The sequence below is a fragment of the Microbacterium oxydans genome (assembly GCF_026559675.1).
In the GTDB taxonomy this organism is placed as follows: Bacteria; Actinomycetota; Actinomycetes; order Actinomycetales; family Microbacteriaceae; genus Microbacterium; species Microbacterium oxydans_D.
In genome coordinates this window covers 1,771,458-1,786,516 of record NZ_CP092891.1, presented here as the reverse complement: position 1 = coordinate 1,786,516, position 15,059 = coordinate 1,771,458, and the positions used below count along the sequence as shown (strand labels likewise).

The following is a 15,059-nucleotide window of genomic DNA, read 5'->3' as shown; positions in this document are numbered from 1 at the left end:
TTGTGTGGAAGGAAACGAACTGATCGCCTGGAGAGTGGGGTGCACACCCGGCGGAAGCTCAAATGAGTGTGGACGAAAGCTGGATAGAGGGTCGAGCAGCCGTCCGACCCTCTATTCTGCCAGATGCGCGCGCCAGGCGCGAAACGTGGAGACACGGCCGTTCCCGTGTCGCGTCATGCGCATGCCAGACTGTGCGGGTGAAACTCGAGTTCGCCTCCTCGGCCCGCTCCACCGTCGGCCTCGAATGGGAGATCATGCTCGCGGATCCCGTGAGCGGTGATCTGGTGGGGCGCGCCCCCGAACTGCTCGCCGCCCTCGAAGCCGAGAGCGCCGATGAGCGCCACACGGTCACGGGCGAGCTGCTCACCAACACGATCGAGGTCACCAGCGGCATCGGAGACTCGGTGGCGCACGCCGTCGACGACATCGCGAACGCGATCACGGCCGTGCGATCGGCGACGGATCCGGCCGGAATCGAGCTGCTCTCGGCGGGCAGCCACCCGTTCGCCCAGTGGTACGACCAGCAGGTGACGGACAAGTCTCGCTATCACACGCTCATCGAGCGCACCCAGTGGTGGGGGCGCAACATGATGATCTGGGGCATCCACGTCCACATCGGCGTCGAGGACCACCGCAAGGTGTTCCCCATCATCAACGCCCTCTCCGCCTTCCTGCCGCACCTTCAGGCACTTTCGGCATCGAGCCCGTTCTGGGCGGGCGAGCGCACCGGCTACGCGTCGAACCGCGCGCTGGTGTTCCAGCAGCTCCCGACCGCGGGCCTCCCCTGGCCGCTGCGCGACTGGTCCGAGTACGAGTCGTACCTCGACGACATGGTCCGCACCGGGGTGATGGCCGACGCCACGGAGGTCCGCTGGGACATCCGCCCCGCTCCCCGCTGGGGCACCATCGAGGTGCGCGCGTGCGACGGCCTCTCGACCCTCCCCGAGCTCGCGTCCGTCGCGGCGCTCGTCCAGGTTCTGGTGGAGCACTTCTCCCGCATGCTCGACGAGGGGCGGACGCTGCCCGAGCTCCCGGCCTGGTTCCACCGCGAGAACAAGTGGCGGGCCGCACGCTACGGACTCGATGCGCGGGTGATCGTCGACGCCGCCGGCGCACAGCGCCCCGTACGCGAACATCTCGCCGAGGTCATCGAGGAACTCGCCCCCATCGCCGTCGAGCTCGGCTGCGTGCGGGAGTTCGGCGGCAACGCCACGACCCTCGAGAACGGAGCGAGCTACGAGCGGCAGCTCGTGATCGCCAATGCCACCGCGGGCGATCTCACGGCCGTGGTGCAGCACCTCATCCGCGAGTTCCGCTCCGGCCCCGAGTCCTCGACCGACGAGGCGTAGCGGACCCTCGCTCAGTCCTCGACCAGGCGCCTCGCCAGCCCCTCGTCCAGGACCACATCGGTGACGAGTCCCGCTGAGAGCGCGGCGCGGAGGCTCACGAGCTTCGGGATGCCGGACACGACGCAGACCCGACGCGGCACCCGGCGCAGACGATCCAGGCCCGGCCCGGTCGCTCGCGCGTTGACGCGGATGTCACGCCAGGATCCGTCGGATCGGAAGAACACGGTGGCGACGTCGCCGATCGCGTGATCCTCACGGAGGCTGCGGTAGTCGTCCCGCCCGAGGTAGCCGCCCACGTAGACCCGGCTCGGGACCTCGGCGGCGGGCGAACCCAGACTGAACACGGCCACGTCCATCTTCGCCTGCAGATCCAGCACGCGCCTGGTGCTGCGCTCCCGCCACATCGCCTCGCGCGTCGCGGGGTCGTCGAAGAAGGCGGGGACGGGGAACTGCTGCACCTGTGCACCGAACGCGCTCCCGAATCGCTGCAGGATGTCGCTCGAGTACTCGACCCCTGTCGTCTGCGTGTTCCCGGCCCCGTTCAGCTGGACGAACGTCGTGTTGTGCGTCTCCTTCTGCGTGAGTCCACGGCTGACGGCGCTGATGGTGGATCCCCAGGCCACACCGATCACCATGTTCGAGTCGACGAACTGCGACAGCAGCCGCCCGGCCGTGAGCGCCACGCGCTCGAGCCGCTCGACCTCGCTCAGGATCTCCGGCATCGGCACCACGTGCGCAGCCACCCGATGACGGTCGCGGATGCGCTGCTCGAGCATGCCGAGGCGCTCCAGCGGAGAATTGATGCGGATGTCGACCAGGCCGCTCTCCCGGGCGAAGCTCAGCAGGCGCGACACGGATGATCGCGACGTGCCGAGCTCCTGTGCGATGACCTCCATCGTCTTGTCCTGCATGTAGTAGAGCTGCGCGGCGGTGAGCGCCGCGATCAGCTTGCTGTCGCGCGATTCCGCACCTTGACCGGCCATGACGACCTCCTCATCCTCGATCCTTGCACATATGTGCAGTGGGCTTGCGCGGGATGCCACACAGGTCGATGCTGGTTGGCAAGCAAGGAAGAGAGGGTCGACGATGATCGATTCGACACACTCGTCAGCGGAGCGCGCGGAGGTTCGCGCGGTTCGTGAATCCGGACGCACGAGCGTCCTCGTCATCGGCGGCGGGATCAACGGGATCTCCACGTTCCGGGACCTGGCTCTGCAGGGAGTCGACGTGGTCCTCGTCGAACGCGGCGACTTCGCGTCCGGCGCGTCGTCCGCATCGAGCCACATGATCCACGGCGGTATCCGCTACCTGGAGAACGGCGAGTTCCGTCTCGTGCGCGAGTCGGTCGAGGAGCGCAACGGCCTCCTCAAGATCGCCCCGCACTACGTCAAGCCGCTGCAGACCACGATCCCGATCTACTCGACGTTCTCGGGCATCCTGTCGGCCCCGCTGCGCTTCCTCACGCACAAGAGCGGGAAGCCGCAGGAGCGCGGCGCGTTCCTCATCAAGGTCGGCCTCACGATCTACGACACGTTCTCCCGTGACGGCGGCACGGTCCCGCGCCACCGCTTCCTCGGTCGCAAGAAGTCGCTCGCCGAGCTGCCCTCGCTCGACCCGAAGATCAAGTACACCGCGACGTACTACGACGCCTCCATGCACGATCCCGAGCGTCTCGCGCTGGACGTCCTGCAGGACGGCCGCTCCGCACACCCCGGCACGCACGCGCTGAACTACGTCGAGGCGATCGCCCGCGACGGCGACAAGGTCGTGCTCCGCGATCGCGAGAGCGGCACCGAGTTCACGGTGCAGGCCGACGTCGTCGTGAACGCCTCGGGCCCGTGGACGGACCTGACGAACGACGCCCTGGGCACGGACACCCGCTTCATGGGCGGCACCAAGGGCTCGCACATCGTGCTCGACCACCCGGAGCTCCTCGAGGCCACGCAGGGCCGCGAGATCTTCTTCGAGCACTCCGACGGCCGCATCGTGCTCATCTACCCGCTCAAGGGCCGCGTCCTGGTCGGCACCACCGACATCGACGCCGACCCTCGCGAGGTGCCGGTGTGCACCGAGGAGGAGGTCGACTACTTCTTCGATCTCATCCACCACGTGTTCCCGACGATCCCGGTCGCACGCGACCAGATCGTGTACAAGTTCTCGGGCATCCGCCCGCTGCCGCGTCATGAGGACACGGCACCCGGATTCGTCTCCCGCGACTACCGCGTCGAGGTGGACGAGAAGGGCGCCGTCCCGCTCGTGAGCCTCGTCGGCGGCAAGTGGACGACGTTCCGCGCGCTCGGCGAGTCGCTCTCGGACGTCGTCCTGGGGCTGATCGACCGCACCCGCACCGTCTCCACGGCGGGACGCGCGATCGGCGGCGGCCGCGACTTCCCGCGTACCGAGAAGGCCAAGCGCATCTGGATCCAGGAGAACCTGCCCGGAGCCGGAGCACGGGCCGAGCGCCTGCTCGCCCGCTACGGCACCCGCGCCGCGCAGGTGTGGGAGTACGTCGAGCAGGGAGCGGACGCCCCGCTCGCCGGCGGCGACCTCTCGACGCGCGAGCTCGAGTGGATGGTGCAGAACGAACTGGTGGCGCGCCTCGAGGACGTGGTCCTGCGCCGCACCAGCATCGCCTTCACCGGCAATGCGGACGCCGAGGTGCTCGACGAGATCGCCGACGCCCTCGCGCCGATGCTCGGCTGGGACCGTTCGCGCCACGATGCCGAGCTCGACCAGACCCGGCAGCTGCTGAACGAACGACACGGACTCGATATCCCGTCCCGCACCCGCGGCTGACAGGACTTCGGACTGCCGCCCTCCTCGCGGTGCAACCCCCATAAAGTGTCGGGGCAGAGGGGCCCCGACACACAAGAAAGGTCAAAGAAGACATGGCTGATGTGAATCTCGGTCTCTACTTCCTCTCCGAACTCGTCGGCACCGCGATGCTGATCCTGCTCGGTTGTGGCGTGGTGGCCAATGTCGCGCTGGCGAAGAACAAGGGCTTCGGCGGCGGTTTCCTGATGGTCAACTGGGGATGGGGTCTCGCCGTCTTCGCCGGTGTGCTCGTCTCCGCGTACTCCGGTGCGATCCTCAACCCCGCAGTCGGCATCGGCCTCCTGGTCGCCGGCAAGATCTCGTTCGTGATGTTCCTGACGGCCACGGCCGCAGAGCTCGTGGGTGCGATCATCGGTGCGATCGTGGTCTGGCTCGCCTACAAGCAGCACTTCGACGAGGAGCCGGAGCCGGCCAACAAGCTCGGCGTCTTCTCGACCGGGCCCGCCATCCGCTCCTACGGCTGGAACCTCGTCACCGAGATCATCGGCACGTTCGTGCTGGTGTTCGTCATCTTCGCCTTCGCCGACTACGGCGACATCGAGGTCGGCGTTCCCGGTGGCCTCGGACCGCTCACGGCCCTTCCCGTCGCCCTCCTCGTGGTCGCGATCGGTGCCTCCCTCGGTGGCCCGACCGGCTACGCGATCAACCCCGCCCGTGACCTCGGCCCGCGCATCGCGCACGCGATCCTGCCGATCAAGGGCAAGGGTGCCAGCGACTGGTCCTACTCGTGGGTCCCCGTCGTCGGTCCGCTCATCGGTGGTGTGATCGCCGCACTCGCCGCACCCGTGCTGCTCGGCCTCGCCGGCTGACGCACGCCCCATCCGCACTGGAATTCAAAGGAGAGCACAAGTGGCTGACTACATCATCGCGATCGACCAGGGAACCACGTCGAGCCGCGCGATCATCTTCGACAAGAAGGGCAGCATCGTCGCGACCGGGCAGAAGGAGCACGAGCAGATCCTGCCCAAGGCCGGCTGGGTGGAGCACGATGCCGCCGAGATCTGGCGCAACGTGCAGGAGGTCATCGGTCTGGCCCTCGGTCGCGCCGACCTGACGCGACACGACATCGCCGCGGTCGGCATCACGAACCAGCGCGAGACCGCCGTCGTGTGGGACAAGAAGACCGGCAAGCCGATCTACAACGCGATCGTCTGGCAGGACACCCGTACGCAGGAGATCGTCGACCGCCTCGCGGCCGACGGGGGCGTCGAGCGGTTCAAGCCGGTCGTCGGGCTCCCGCTCGCGACCTACTTCTCGGGCACGAAGATCGCCTGGATCCTGGAGAACGTCGACGGCGCCCGCGAGAAGGCGGAAGCCGGAGACCTGCTCTTCGGAACCACCGACTGCTGGGTTCTCTGGAACCTCACGGGCGGTGCGGACGGCGGCGTGCACGCGACGGACGTCACGAACGCCTCGCGCACCATGTTCATGGACCTCGAGACGCTGGAATGGCGCGACGACATCCTCGAGGCGTTCGGCGTGCCGCGCTCGATGATGCCGGAGATCCGCTCCTCCTCCGAGGTCTACGGCACCGCGGAGAGCTCCTCGCTGCTGCGCGAGACGCCGATCGCCGGCATCCTGGGCGACCAGCAGGCCGCGACGTTCGGACAGGCCGCGTTCCAGACCGGCGAGAGCAAGAACACCTACGGCACGGGCTGCTTCCTGATCTTCAACACGGGCGAGGAGATCGTCCACTCGAAGAACGGGCTGCTGACCACCGTCGGCTACAAGCTCGGCGACGGACCGACGCACTACGCGCTGGAAGGTTCGATCGCCGTCACCGGATCGCTCATCCAGTGGCTGCGCGATCAGCTCGGCATCATCTCCTCTGCCCCCGAGGTCGAGAAGCTGGCCGAGCAGGTCGAGGACAACGGCGGCGTCTACATCGTCCCGGCGTTCTCCGGACTGTTCGCGCCGTACTGGCGTCCGGACGCGCGCGGCGCGATCGTAGGTCTCACCCGCTACGCGAACAAGAACCACATCGCGCGCGCCGCCCTGGAGGCCGTGGCCTTCCAGACCCGCGACGTGCTCGACGCGGTGAATGCGGACGCCGGTGTGGATCTGACCGAGCTCAAGGTCGACGGCGGCATGGTCGCCAACGACGCGCTCATGCAGTTCCAGGCCGATGTCCTCGGCGTCCCGGTCGTGCGCCCCGTCGTCGCGGAGACGACGGCACTCGGTGCGGCCTACGCAGCCGGTCTCGCCGTCGGGTTCTGGAACGGCCTCGACGACCTGTCCGCCAACTGGCAGGAGGACAAGCGCTGGGAGCCGTCGATGGAGGCGGACGAGCGCGACCGTCAGCTGCGTCTGTGGCGCAAGGCCGTCACGAAGTCGATGGACTGGGTCGACGAAGACGTGAAGTGACCTGACATCACGCAGAAGCGGGTCCGGAGGTCTCCTCCGGACCCGCTTCCGCGTTCTCGGGCCCGAGGCGGTCGATGACCGCGAGGAAGGCGCGTGCGACGTTCCGCGGCGCCGCGAGGTCCCATGCCAGGTGCTCCACCCGTTCCGGCCCGTCCCGCACCTCGGCGGTCGCGACGGCGAAGGACGCTCGTGCGACCGTCCCCGGCGCGAGCAGCGTCACCGCGAGTCCGGCTTCGACCAGCCCGAGGATGAGCGTCGCCGAGTCGGCCTCGAAGGCCACGTCGCGCGTGAGACCGGCGGACGCGAACGCCGCATCGCTCTGCGCGCGCCCCGATGTGCCCGCGGGAAAGTCCGCGAAGGTCAGCCCCGCGAGGTCCGCCAGTCCGATCGCGCCGGTCTCCGCGAGCGCATGGCCGGGCGGCAGGGCGGCTACTAGGCGGTCGCGGAGGAGCGCCCGGGAAGCCACGCCGGTCGGGGTGAGTCCCGCGCGGAGGCCGAGCAGAGCCACATCCAGCGCCCCCTGTCGGAGCGCGGTGACCAGCTCGTCGCTGTTCCCCATCCGCAGCTCGACCCGCGCGTGGGGGTGCGCCGCACGGAACGCGACCAGAGCCGCGGGGAGGTCGATCGCCGTCACCGTCGGGATGACCCCGACCCGGAGAGTCCCGATCACCGCGCCCCCGACAGCCGCGGCATCCTCCTTCGCCTGGTCCGCCGCACGGAGCGCTGTGCGGGCGTGCACGAGGAACGCCTCGCCTGCTTCCGTCACGCGGACGCTGCGACTCGACCGCACGAACAGACGCTGGCCGAGATCGCGCTCGAGGGCGGCGATCTGATGACTCAGCGCCGACTGGGTGACGAAGCACCGTTCCGCGGCGCGCGTGAAGCTCGACGTGTCGGCGACCTCGACCACGTACCGCAGCTGCTGGAGTTCCATGCATTCATGGTTTCAGTTCATGGTCAGCGTGACAAGCATGCGTTGGACTCATCCCTGTGTCGCGCGCAGGCTGGAGGGATGAACCGCCTCACGCTCGTGCTGCTGACCGCGCTCGCCCCCATCGCGTGGGGAACGACCTACCTGGTCACGACGGAGCTGCTCCCTCAGGGGCACCCCCTCTTCGCCGGGCTGCTCCGTTCTCTACCCGCCGGCCTCCTCGCCGTCGTCGTCACGCGCAGGCTCCCCCGCGGTGCCTGGTGGTGGAAGGCGTTCGCCCTCGGCGCGCTCAACATCGGCGCGTTCTTCCCGCTGCTGTTCCTCGCCGCCGAACGCCTGCCCGGTGGCGTCGCCGCCGCCGTGGCCGGCGCCCAGCCGCTCATCGTGCTCGCCCTCGGTGCCCTCGTGCTGCAGGAGCGGATCAGGCCGCTCACGGCCGCGGCCGCCGTGATCGGTGCCGGCGGCGTGGCGCTCGTCGTCCTCGGGCCCGCGGCGGAGCTGGACCTCTGGGGGATCCTCGCGGCTCTGGGCGGCGTCACCGCGACCGGAGTCGGGATGATCCTGACGAAGCGCTGGGGCCGACCGAGCGGCGTCGGACCGGTCGCCTACGCAGGCTGGCAGCTCACCGCGGGAGGAGTCCTGCTGCTCCCGTTGACCCTGCTCATCGAGGGCATCCCGTCCGAGATCGACACCGGGGCGGCCCTCGGCTACCTGTGGCTCGGCACCGCGGGCGGCATCGTGGCGTACACGCTGTGGTTCCGCGGAATCCAGCAGCTCCCGGTGATCGCCCCGGGGCTGCTCGCGCTGCTCTCCCCCATCGTCGCGACGACGCTCGGGGTGCTGGTGGCGGGTGAGCGGTTCACCGTGGTCCAGGTCATCGGTCTGACCCTCACGATCGGAGCGCTCGTGCTGGGGCAGGTCGTCGCCCGCCCGTCCGCCAGGGATCGCGCGGCGGTGGACGGCTCGACGGCTTCCGCAGCGTTGGCGGCTCCGCGCTGAGCGCGGGTCAGCTCTTGCCGAACAGCTTCTGGATCTCGGCGAGGTCGGCTTCGCTCGGCGCCTGACCGGCACCGCCGCCGAGGCCGAATCCCGAGCCGGTCGGCGTCGACGTCGCGGTGATCCCGGCGTTCTCGGCCGCGCGCTTCGCCGGGTTACCCGAACGGGATCCCTTCGACGCCTTGCCCTTCTTGCCGCGCTTCGACGACGCGCCAGGACGTCCCATACCGGGCACCGGACCCATTCCGGGGATGTTGGGCGTGCCGCCACGGGCGACCGTCTTCATCATCTTGGCGGCCTGCTCGAAGCGCTGCACGAGCTGGTTCACGTCGGTGACCGTCATGCCGGAACCGCGAGCGATGCGAAGGCGGCGCGAGCCGTTGAGCGCCTTCGGGTTGCGGCGCTCCCCCGGGGTCATCGAACGGATGATGGCCTCGGTGCGATCGATCTCACGCTCGTCGAAGTCGTCGAGCTGCTGCTTCATCTGCCCCATGCCCGGGAGCATCCCGAGCATCTTCTTCATCGAGCCCATCTTCTTCATCTGCTGAAGCTGGTCGAGGAAGTCCTCGAGGGTGAAGGCCTCGGTCGCGAGCTTCTCGGCCATCTTCATGGCCTCTTCCTCATCGAAGGCCTGCTGGGCCTGCTCGATGAGGGTCAGGATGTCGCCGAGGTCGAGGATGCGGCTCGCCATGCGGTCGGGGTGGAACGGCTCGAGGTCTTCGAGGCGTTCGCCCGTCGAGGCGAAGATGATCGGGCGACCGGTGACGGAAGCGACCGAGAGGGCCGCGCCACCGCGGGCATCGCCGTCGAGCTTCGACAGCACGACGCCGGTGAAGTCGACGCCCTCCTGGAAGGCCTTGGCCGTGTTGACGGCGTCCTGACCGATCATCGCGTCGATGACGAACAGCACCTCGTCGGGGTTGACCGCCTTGCGGATGTCGGCAGCCTGCTTCATGAGCTCGGCGTCGACACCGAGGCGACCCGCGGTGTCGATGATGACCACGTCGTGCTGCTGGCGGCGCGCGTACTCGACGCCGTCGCGGGAGACCTTCACGGGGTCGCCGACGCCGTTGCCGGGCTCGGGGGCGTAGACGGTGGCGCCGGCCTGCTCCGCGACGACCTGGAGCTGGTTCACGGCGTTGGGACGCTGGAGGTCGGCCGCGACGAGCAGCGGCGTGTGCCCCTCGCCCTCGAGCTGCTTCGCGAGCTTGCCGGCGAAGGTGGTCTTACCGGAACCCTGGAGGCCGGCGAGCATGATCACGGTCGGCGCGGTCTTGGCGAACTGCAGTCGACGCTGCTCGCCGCCGAGGATCTGCACGAGCTCCTCGTTGACGATCTGTACGACCTGCTGCGCGGGGTTCAGGGCCTTGTTGACCTCGTCACCGAGCGCGCGCTCGCGCACCTTCGCGGTGAACTCCTTGACCACGACGAGCGCGACGTCGGCGTCGAGCAGCGCGCGACGGATCTCGCGCACGGTGCCGTCGACATCGGCCGCGGTGAGCTTTCCCTTCGTGCGGAGGTTGCGGAAGGTCTCGGTGAGCCGATCGGAGAGCGTGCCAAAGGTAGCCATGGTGCTGTCGATTCTACGCGAGCGGAGCCTCCATGCTCAGCGCGGCACGTAGCTCGCCCTTCGCCCGCTGATACCGACCACGCGCCGTGGATGCCGGGATGCCCAGCAGCTCCGCCGCATCGGTCAACGAGAAGCCGTCCCAGTGCACCAGGCGGACGAGCTCGGCCAGCTCGGGATCGAGCCGTGCGATGGCGTCCCGGACGTCCGCCCCGGCGTCAGCGGGTGCCGCCGACAGATCCTCCCCGGCGTGAGAGCGGATGCGGTCCGCCAGCGCCCAGCGCCGCCGCTCGCCGCGCGCATGGTTGAGCAGCGTGCCGCGCGCGACGCCGAAGAGCCACATCCGGGCGCGCTCGGGGTCATCCGGGAGCCGTCGCACGCGTCGCCAGGCGACGACCATGGTCTCGCCGAGAAGGTCTGCGGCGTCGTCCGGGCCGACCCGACGCGAGAGGTAGGCGAGCAGGTCGGACGCGCTCGCCTCGAAGGCGGCGATGAGCGCCGCATCCTCCGGGTGCCGGGTCACGGCGTGCCACCCTCGCCGCCCCAGTCCTCGTACTCGCAGTGCAGCTGGCTATGAGCCTCCGCCCCCTCCAGATCCCCGCGTCCGGTATCGATGCCGTTCGCCTTGAGTTCCTCATGGAGCGCCTCGGAGAGGGCTCGATCGTGTGCGATCCACGCATTCAGGTCCGGCGTCCGCGGATCCGTGATCTCCTCGTCCGACGCAGCCTGATCGGATTCGATGGCGGCGAGGGCCTCCGCCACGTACGGCGCCGCGGCCGCCTCGACGTCCGTGTTCGCGAACCAGTCGTCGATGATCCGGTCGACCTGGAGCTGTGTCAGCGGGTTGTGCGTGTCCCAGCCGCTGTAGCGGATCTCGCACTGCCCCCAGGTGGGCGCCGTGTACGTGTAGCTGCGATCAGGGTTCTCCAGCCCCGGACTCCACAGCCAGTCCGACGACGCGGTCGCGATGCCCGCTCCGCCCACCAGCAGCAGACCCAGCACGCCGCTGACCACCGCCGCACGGCGCGTCCTCCGCCTCGGCTGCGCGGCGGTCTGTGCCTCGGAGAGCATCGCGCGCAGCTCTGCGGTCTCGATCGTCGTGCGCGGCGGTGCCGATGCGTCCAGCAGCTCGTCCAGCTGATCCGGGATCATGAGTTCCTCCTCAGGGGTGGGTTCACTCATGACCTGTCCGGACGACGTCGTTTCGTCCGCGCGACTCAATCGGACCAGGGCAGATCGTGGATCAGGCCGAGCGCATCGTGCAGCACGGCCTCCGGCGTACCGCGCCCGGCGCCCTGCTCCGCCCACACCCGCAGCGCCGAGAGCACGGCCGCCGCATGCGCCGCGCCCACGATGTCGGCGCGGATCACATCGATGCCCGCCGTGCGTGCGGCCGCCGAGACCGCATCGGAGAGACGGGCGAGCCGCAGCCCCGTGTCGCGGACGAGCTCCTCCTGGAGGCCCATCGCCGGGGCATTGCGGAGCGCGAGGGCGAGGGGGTCCGGCGCGAAGTCGCGCACGATGAGGAGCAGGATTCCCCGGACCGCGTCCCCCGAGGCGGCTCTGCCCAGCGCGCCGAGTGCACGTGCCGCCTCGTCGATGCGCTCATCGACGCCCGACCACAGCACGTCGCTCTTCGACGTGAAGTAGTTGAAGAAGCTGGATCTGCTCACACCGGCGCGCTGCGTGATGTCGGCGACGGAGGTCGCGTCGTAGCCGCGTTCGAGGAACAGCTCGCACGCCGCCTCCGCGAGCGTCTCCCGCGAGGACGCCTTGGGGCGTCCGGCACGACCGGTCGGATTCATGCCTTCACGCTACCGCTCGGCGTGGCGCGGCGATGCCCGGAGCCACGCGAGAGCGTATTGTTGGACACAATCCAACTACTCGTGAAGGTGGCCTTGCGCATGCTCGACATCCTGACCCCCGGCTTCTCCCCCGACCCCGTGCCGTACACGGACGGATGGGACCTCCAGCGGCGCGTCCATGCGGACGTGGTCGCCGGCAGCCGACCCGACACGCTGATCCTGCTGGAGCACGAGGCCGTGTACACGGCGGGAAAGCGCACCGAGCCGCACGAGCGGCCCCAGGACGGGACTCCCGTGATCGACGTCGACCGCGGAGGGAAGATCACCTGGCACGGTCCGGGCCAGCTCGTCGGGTACCCGATCGTCCGCCTCGTCGAACCCATCGACGTCGTCGCTCATGTGCGGCGGCTGGAGCGCCTGCTCATCGACGTCCTGCGCCCGTTCGGCGTGGACGGCTATCAGGTCGACGGCCGCAGCGGCGTCTGGGTGCGCCGCCCCCTGTCGGAGGACAAGGTCGCCGCCATCGGTGTGCGCGTCCAGCAGGGCGTCACCATGCACGGGTTCGCCATCAACTGCGACAACACCCTGGCCGGGTTCCGGGACATCATCCCCTGCGGCATCACCGACGCCGGGGTCACGACCGTGAGCGAGGTGGTCGGCGCCGCCGTCTCCCCGCTCGATCTCGTCGACGCGGTGACCGACGCCTTCGTCGCCGACTATGCCCGTACCGAGCTGACAGGAGTCCGCGCATGACCGCCGCCCCCGAGGGACGCAAGCTCCTCCGCCTCGAGATCCGCAACGCGGAGACCCCGATCGAGCGCAAGCCGGAGTGGATCCGGACCAAGGCGAAGATGGGACCCGAGTACACCGCGCTGCAGTCGCTCGTGAAGAGCGAGGACCTGCACACGGTGTGCCAGGAAGCCGGCTGCCCGAACATCTACGAGTGCTGGGAGGACCGGGAGGCGACGTTCCTCATCGGCGGCTCGCAGTGCACGAGGCGATGCGACTTCTGCCAGATCGACACCGGCAAGCCGGACGCGTACGACACCGACGAGCCCCGTCGCGTCGCGGAGAGCGTCGTGCGGATGAACCTCCGCTACGCCACCGTGACCAGCGTCGCCCGCGACGACCTCCCTGACACCGGCGCGTGGCTCAACGCCGAGACGGTCCGGAAGATCCACGAGCTCAACCCGAACACCGGCGTCGAGCTGCTGGCGAACGAGCACAACGCCGATCCCGCGTTCCTCGGGCAGATCTTCGACGCGCGCCCCGAGGTGTTCGCGCACAACGTCGAGACCGTGCCCCGCATCTTCAAGCGCATCCGCCCCGCCTTCCGGTACGAGCGCTCGCTGAACGTGCTCACCCAGGCGCGCGATGCCGGACTGATCACCAAGTCGAACCTCATCCTCGGCATGGGAGAGGAGCCGGAAGAGGTCGTCCAGGCACTGAACGACCTGCACGACGCCGGCTGCGACATCATCACGATCACCCAGTACCTGCGGCCGACGCCCCGCCACCACCCGGTCTCGCGCTGGGTGAAGCCGGCCGAGTTCGTCGAGTTCAAGGAGGAGGCAGAGCGCATCGGCTTCCTCGGCGTGCTCGCGGGCCCCCTGGTGCGGTCGTCCTACCGCGCGGGGCGGCTCTGGGCGCAGTCGATGATCTCGAAGGGTCGTGAGATCCCGGACCACCTCAGCCACATCGCCGAGAGCGCCGACCTCGGCTTCGCCCAGGCGGTCTGAGCAGCGTCGCGCTCCGGACTGCTGTCGGACGCGGGGTCAGTCGGCGCTCATGACGGACTGCACCCTGCCGTCCGAGCCGAGGTTGACGAGCAGGACGTCGTCGCTGGACGTGTCGTCGAGCGCGTACTCGAGGACCGCGAACGGCTCGGAGCCGCCGTGCTCGTCCGCGAGGATCGTCATGCTCATCAGGCGCAGCGAGCGGATGATGTCCACGGCGGCGTCGCCCGAGACGTCCACGAGCACGTCGGGCAGGTCGTCGCCGTACGCCTCCTGCTGCTGAAGGATGTACTCGGTCACCTCGCTGGTGCGATCGTCCACCTCGGCGAGCATTCCACGGCGCGCGGTGTCGTCCACGCCCTCCAGGCCGGCGATGAGGCTCGCGGCGATGTCGAGCGCGTCCGCGGAGACGTCGTCCTGGTCCGGAGCGGTCAGATCGACGGTGACGCTCTGGTCGCCGAGTTCCACGGTCTCCGACCAGAAGATCGAGCCGTCGGGTCCCGAGGACAGGAGTCCGAAGTAGTCGTGTTCGATCGCCATAACGCTATGAAACCAGCCTCGTGCTCACTGCGGTAGTCCCGTCATCAACCGACCAACGACTGGACGAACACATGGGGGGTGAATCCGGTGAGATCGTCGATCCCCTCGCCCTGTCCGAGCAGCTTCACCGGGATGCCGGTGCGCTCCTGAACGGCGAGCACGAACCCGCCCTTGGCGGATCCGTCGAGCTTGGTGAGGACCAGTCCGGTGACGCCGGCGTGCTCGAGGAAAGCCTCCGCCTGCATCACGCCGTTCTGACCGGTCGTGGCGTCGAGGACGAGCAGGACCTCGCTGATCGGCGCCTGCTTCTCGATGACCCGGCGGACCTTGGAGAGCTCGTCCATGAGGCCGCCCTTGGTGTGCAGGCGACCGGCCGTGTCGATGATCGCGATCTCGATGCCCTCGCGCTTGGCGTACTCGACGGTCTGGAAGGCCACGGACGCCGGGTCCTGGCCCTCCTGCTGCGGGCGCACGATGGCCGCTCCCCCGCGCTGGGCCCAGGTCGCGAGCTGATCGACCGCGGCCGCGCGGAACGTGTCCGCGGCACCGACGACGACGCTGCGCTGGTAGCCCCGGAGGAACTTCGTGAACTTGCCGATGGTCGTCGTCTTGCCGACGCCGTTGACCCCGACCACGAGGACGACCGCCGGGCGCTCCGTGAGCTTCAGCGTCGTGTCGAACTTCGCAAAGTGCTCCTCGAGAGTCTCGCGGAGCATGCGCTGCAGATCCTTCGGATCAGTGGTGCGATACCGCTCGACCTTCGCACGCAGCTCTTCGACGACACGCTCGCTGATGTCGGGGCCGAAGTCCGCCGTGATGAGCGCGGTCTCGAGGTCCTCCCAGGTCGTCTCATCGATGGTGGGCTTGACGAACATGCCGCGCAGCGCGCGACCGAGAGACCAGGACTTCTCCGCCATCCCTCCAGCCTACGGGTAG

The 15,059-nt window shown here is 69.1% G+C and carries 15 protein-coding genes; 7 read left to right on the top strand and 8 right to left on the bottom strand.

Annotated features, from left to right (window positions below; translation table 11 throughout):
* Positions 1 to 197: 197 nt before the first annotated feature.
* Positions 198 to 1,349 carry a glutamate--cysteine ligase gene (locus MME74_RS08425; protein ID WP_267418357.1) on the top strand — a complete coding sequence of 384 codons (1,152 nt, stop codon included), beginning with the start codon at positions 198 to 200 and terminating at the stop codon, positions 1,347 to 1,349.
* A gap of 11 nt (positions 1,350 to 1,360) precedes the next feature.
* Here the strand turns inward: MME74_RS08425 and MME74_RS08420 are convergent, their stop codons facing one another.
* A complete protein-coding gene (locus MME74_RS08420; RefSeq protein ID WP_267418356.1) occupies positions 1,361 to 2,332 on the bottom strand; it encodes a sugar-binding transcriptional regulator in 972 nt (323 codons plus the stop codon).
* 103 nt (positions 2,333 to 2,435) lie between these two features.
* Here MME74_RS08420 and MME74_RS08415 point away from each other — a divergent pair, with 103 nt between their 5' ends.
* The 3 genes from MME74_RS08415 to glpK all read left to right on the top strand — a co-directional run bounded on the left by MME74_RS08415 (position 2,436) and on the right by glpK (position 6,548).
* Positions 2,436 to 4,145 (top strand): glycerol-3-phosphate dehydrogenase/oxidase, encoded by a 1,710-nt coding sequence (locus MME74_RS08415; protein ID WP_267418355.1) that lies wholly within the window; start codon positions 2,436 to 2,438, stop codon positions 4,143 to 4,145.
* A 92-nt stretch (positions 4,146 to 4,237) separates the two neighbouring features.
* Positions 4,238 to 4,993, top strand: coding sequence for an MIP/aquaporin family protein (locus MME74_RS08410; RefSeq protein WP_267418354.1), 756 nt, complete (start codon positions 4,238 to 4,240; stop codon positions 4,991 to 4,993).
* A gap of 40 nt (positions 4,994 to 5,033) precedes the next feature.
* Positions 5,034 to 6,548 carry a glycerol kinase GlpK gene (glpK, locus tag MME74_RS08405; RefSeq protein ID WP_267418353.1) on the top strand — a complete coding sequence of 505 codons (1,515 nt, stop codon included), beginning with the start codon at positions 5,034 to 5,036 and terminating at the stop codon, positions 6,546 to 6,548.
* Positions 6,549 to 6,555: 7 nt separating this feature from the next.
* Here glpK and MME74_RS08400 read toward each other — a convergent pair whose 3' ends face one another.
* A complete protein-coding gene (locus MME74_RS08400) occupies positions 6,556 to 7,482 on the bottom strand; it encodes a LysR substrate-binding domain-containing protein (RefSeq protein WP_267418352.1) in 927 nt (308 codons plus the stop codon).
* A 78-nt stretch (positions 7,483 to 7,560) separates the two neighbouring features.
* On the opposite strand from MME74_RS08400, the gene MME74_RS08395 reads away from it, so the two are divergent.
* Positions 7,561 to 8,478 (top strand): EamA family transporter, encoded by a 918-nt coding sequence (locus tag MME74_RS08395; RefSeq protein ID WP_267418351.1) that lies wholly within the window; start codon positions 7,561 to 7,563, stop codon positions 8,476 to 8,478.
* 7 nt (positions 8,479 to 8,485) lie between these two features.
* Here MME74_RS08395 and ffh read toward each other — a convergent pair whose 3' ends face one another.
* The 4 genes from ffh to MME74_RS08375 form a co-directional block, all read right to left on the bottom strand.
* Positions 8,486 to 10,045: a signal recognition particle protein gene (gene ffh / locus MME74_RS08390; protein WP_267418350.1), complete on the bottom strand. Its 1,560-nt coding sequence runs from the start codon at positions 10,043 to 10,045 to the stop codon at positions 8,486 to 8,488.
* Positions 10,046 to 10,058: 13 nt separating this feature from the next.
* Positions 10,059 to 10,565 carry an RNA polymerase sigma factor gene (locus MME74_RS08385; RefSeq protein WP_267418349.1) on the bottom strand — a complete coding sequence of 169 codons (507 nt, stop codon included), beginning with the start codon at positions 10,563 to 10,565 and terminating at the stop codon, positions 10,059 to 10,061.
* Complete coding sequence (locus tag MME74_RS08380) at positions 10,562 to 11,194, bottom strand: hypothetical protein (protein ID WP_267418347.1); 633 nt, start codon at positions 11,192 to 11,194, stop codon at positions 10,562 to 10,564. The genes MME74_RS08385 and MME74_RS08380 overlap by 4 nt, the downstream gene beginning before the upstream one ends.
* Before the next feature lie 65 nt (positions 11,195 to 11,259).
* On the bottom strand, positions 11,260 to 11,847 hold the full coding sequence (locus tag MME74_RS08375; RefSeq protein WP_267418346.1) for a TetR/AcrR family transcriptional regulator: 588 nt from the start codon (positions 11,845 to 11,847) through the stop codon (positions 11,260 to 11,262).
* Positions 11,848 to 11,946: 99 nt separating this feature from the next.
* Between MME74_RS08375 and lipB the strand changes: the two genes are divergently transcribed.
* Together lipB and lipA are read left to right on the top strand one after the other, a co-directional pair.
* Positions 11,947 to 12,600: a lipoyl(octanoyl) transferase LipB gene (gene lipB, locus MME74_RS08370; protein WP_267418344.1), complete on the top strand. Its 654-nt coding sequence runs from the start codon at positions 11,947 to 11,949 to the stop codon at positions 12,598 to 12,600.
* Positions 12,597 to 13,586, top strand: coding sequence for a lipoyl synthase (gene lipA, locus MME74_RS08365; RefSeq protein WP_267418343.1), 990 nt, complete (start codon positions 12,597 to 12,599; stop codon positions 13,584 to 13,586). Before lipB ends, lipA begins: the two co-directional genes overlap by 4 nt.
* A gap of 36 nt (positions 13,587 to 13,622) precedes the next feature.
* Here lipA and MME74_RS08360 read toward each other — a convergent pair whose 3' ends face one another.
* Positions 13,623 to 14,123 (bottom strand): DUF2004 domain-containing protein, encoded by a 501-nt coding sequence (locus MME74_RS08360; protein WP_267418342.1) that lies wholly within the window; start codon positions 14,121 to 14,123, stop codon positions 13,623 to 13,625.
* 44 nt (positions 14,124 to 14,167) lie between these two features.
* On the bottom strand, positions 14,168 to 15,040 hold the full coding sequence (gene ftsY, locus MME74_RS08355; RefSeq protein ID WP_267418341.1) for a signal recognition particle-docking protein FtsY: 873 nt from the start codon (positions 15,038 to 15,040) through the stop codon (positions 14,168 to 14,170).
* Positions 15,041 to 15,059 lie beyond the last annotated feature (19 nt).

What these genes read in the sequence shown, in the direction of transcription:
- MME74_RS08420 (WP_267418356.1), bottom strand. Translation starts at nt 2,332, where the DNA reads ATGGCCGGTCAAGGTGCGGAATCGCGCGACAGCAAGCTGATCGCGGCG.
- MME74_RS08415 (WP_267418355.1), top strand. Translation starts at nt 2,436, where the DNA reads ATGATCGATTCGACACACTCGTCAGCGGAGCGCGCGGAGGTTCGCGCG.
- MME74_RS08410 (WP_267418354.1), top strand. Translation starts at nt 4,238, where the DNA reads ATGGCTGATGTGAATCTCGGTCTCTACTTCCTCTCCGAACTCGTCGGC.
- MME74_RS08400 (WP_267418352.1), bottom strand. Translation starts at nt 7,482, where the DNA reads ATGGAACTCCAGCAGCTGCGGTACGTGGTCGAGGTCGCCGACACGTCG.
- MME74_RS08395 (WP_267418351.1), top strand. Translation starts at nt 7,561, where the DNA reads ATGAACCGCCTCACGCTCGTGCTGCTGACCGCGCTCGCCCCCATCGCG.
- ffh (WP_267418350.1), bottom strand. Translation starts at nt 10,045, where the DNA reads ATGGCTACCTTTGGCACGCTCTCCGATCGGCTCACCGAGACCTTCCGC.
- MME74_RS08380 (WP_267418347.1), bottom strand. Translation starts at nt 11,194, where the DNA reads ATGATCCCGGATCAGCTGGACGAGCTGCTGGACGCATCGGCACCGCCG.
- MME74_RS08375 (WP_267418346.1), bottom strand. Translation starts at nt 11,847, where the DNA reads ATGAATCCGACCGGTCGTGCCGGACGCCCCAAGGCGTCCTCGCGGGAG.
- lipB (WP_267418344.1), top strand. Translation starts at nt 11,947, where the DNA reads ATGCTCGACATCCTGACCCCCGGCTTCTCCCCCGACCCCGTGCCGTAC.
- lipA (WP_267418343.1), top strand. Translation starts at nt 12,597, where the DNA reads ATGACCGCCGCCCCCGAGGGACGCAAGCTCCTCCGCCTCGAGATCCGC.
- MME74_RS08360 (WP_267418342.1), bottom strand. Translation starts at nt 14,123, where the DNA reads ATGGCGATCGAACACGACTACTTCGGACTCCTGTCCTCGGGACCCGAC.
- ftsY (WP_267418341.1), bottom strand. Translation starts at nt 15,040, where the DNA reads ATGGCGGAGAAGTCCTGGTCTCTCGGTCGCGCGCTGCGCGGCATGTTC.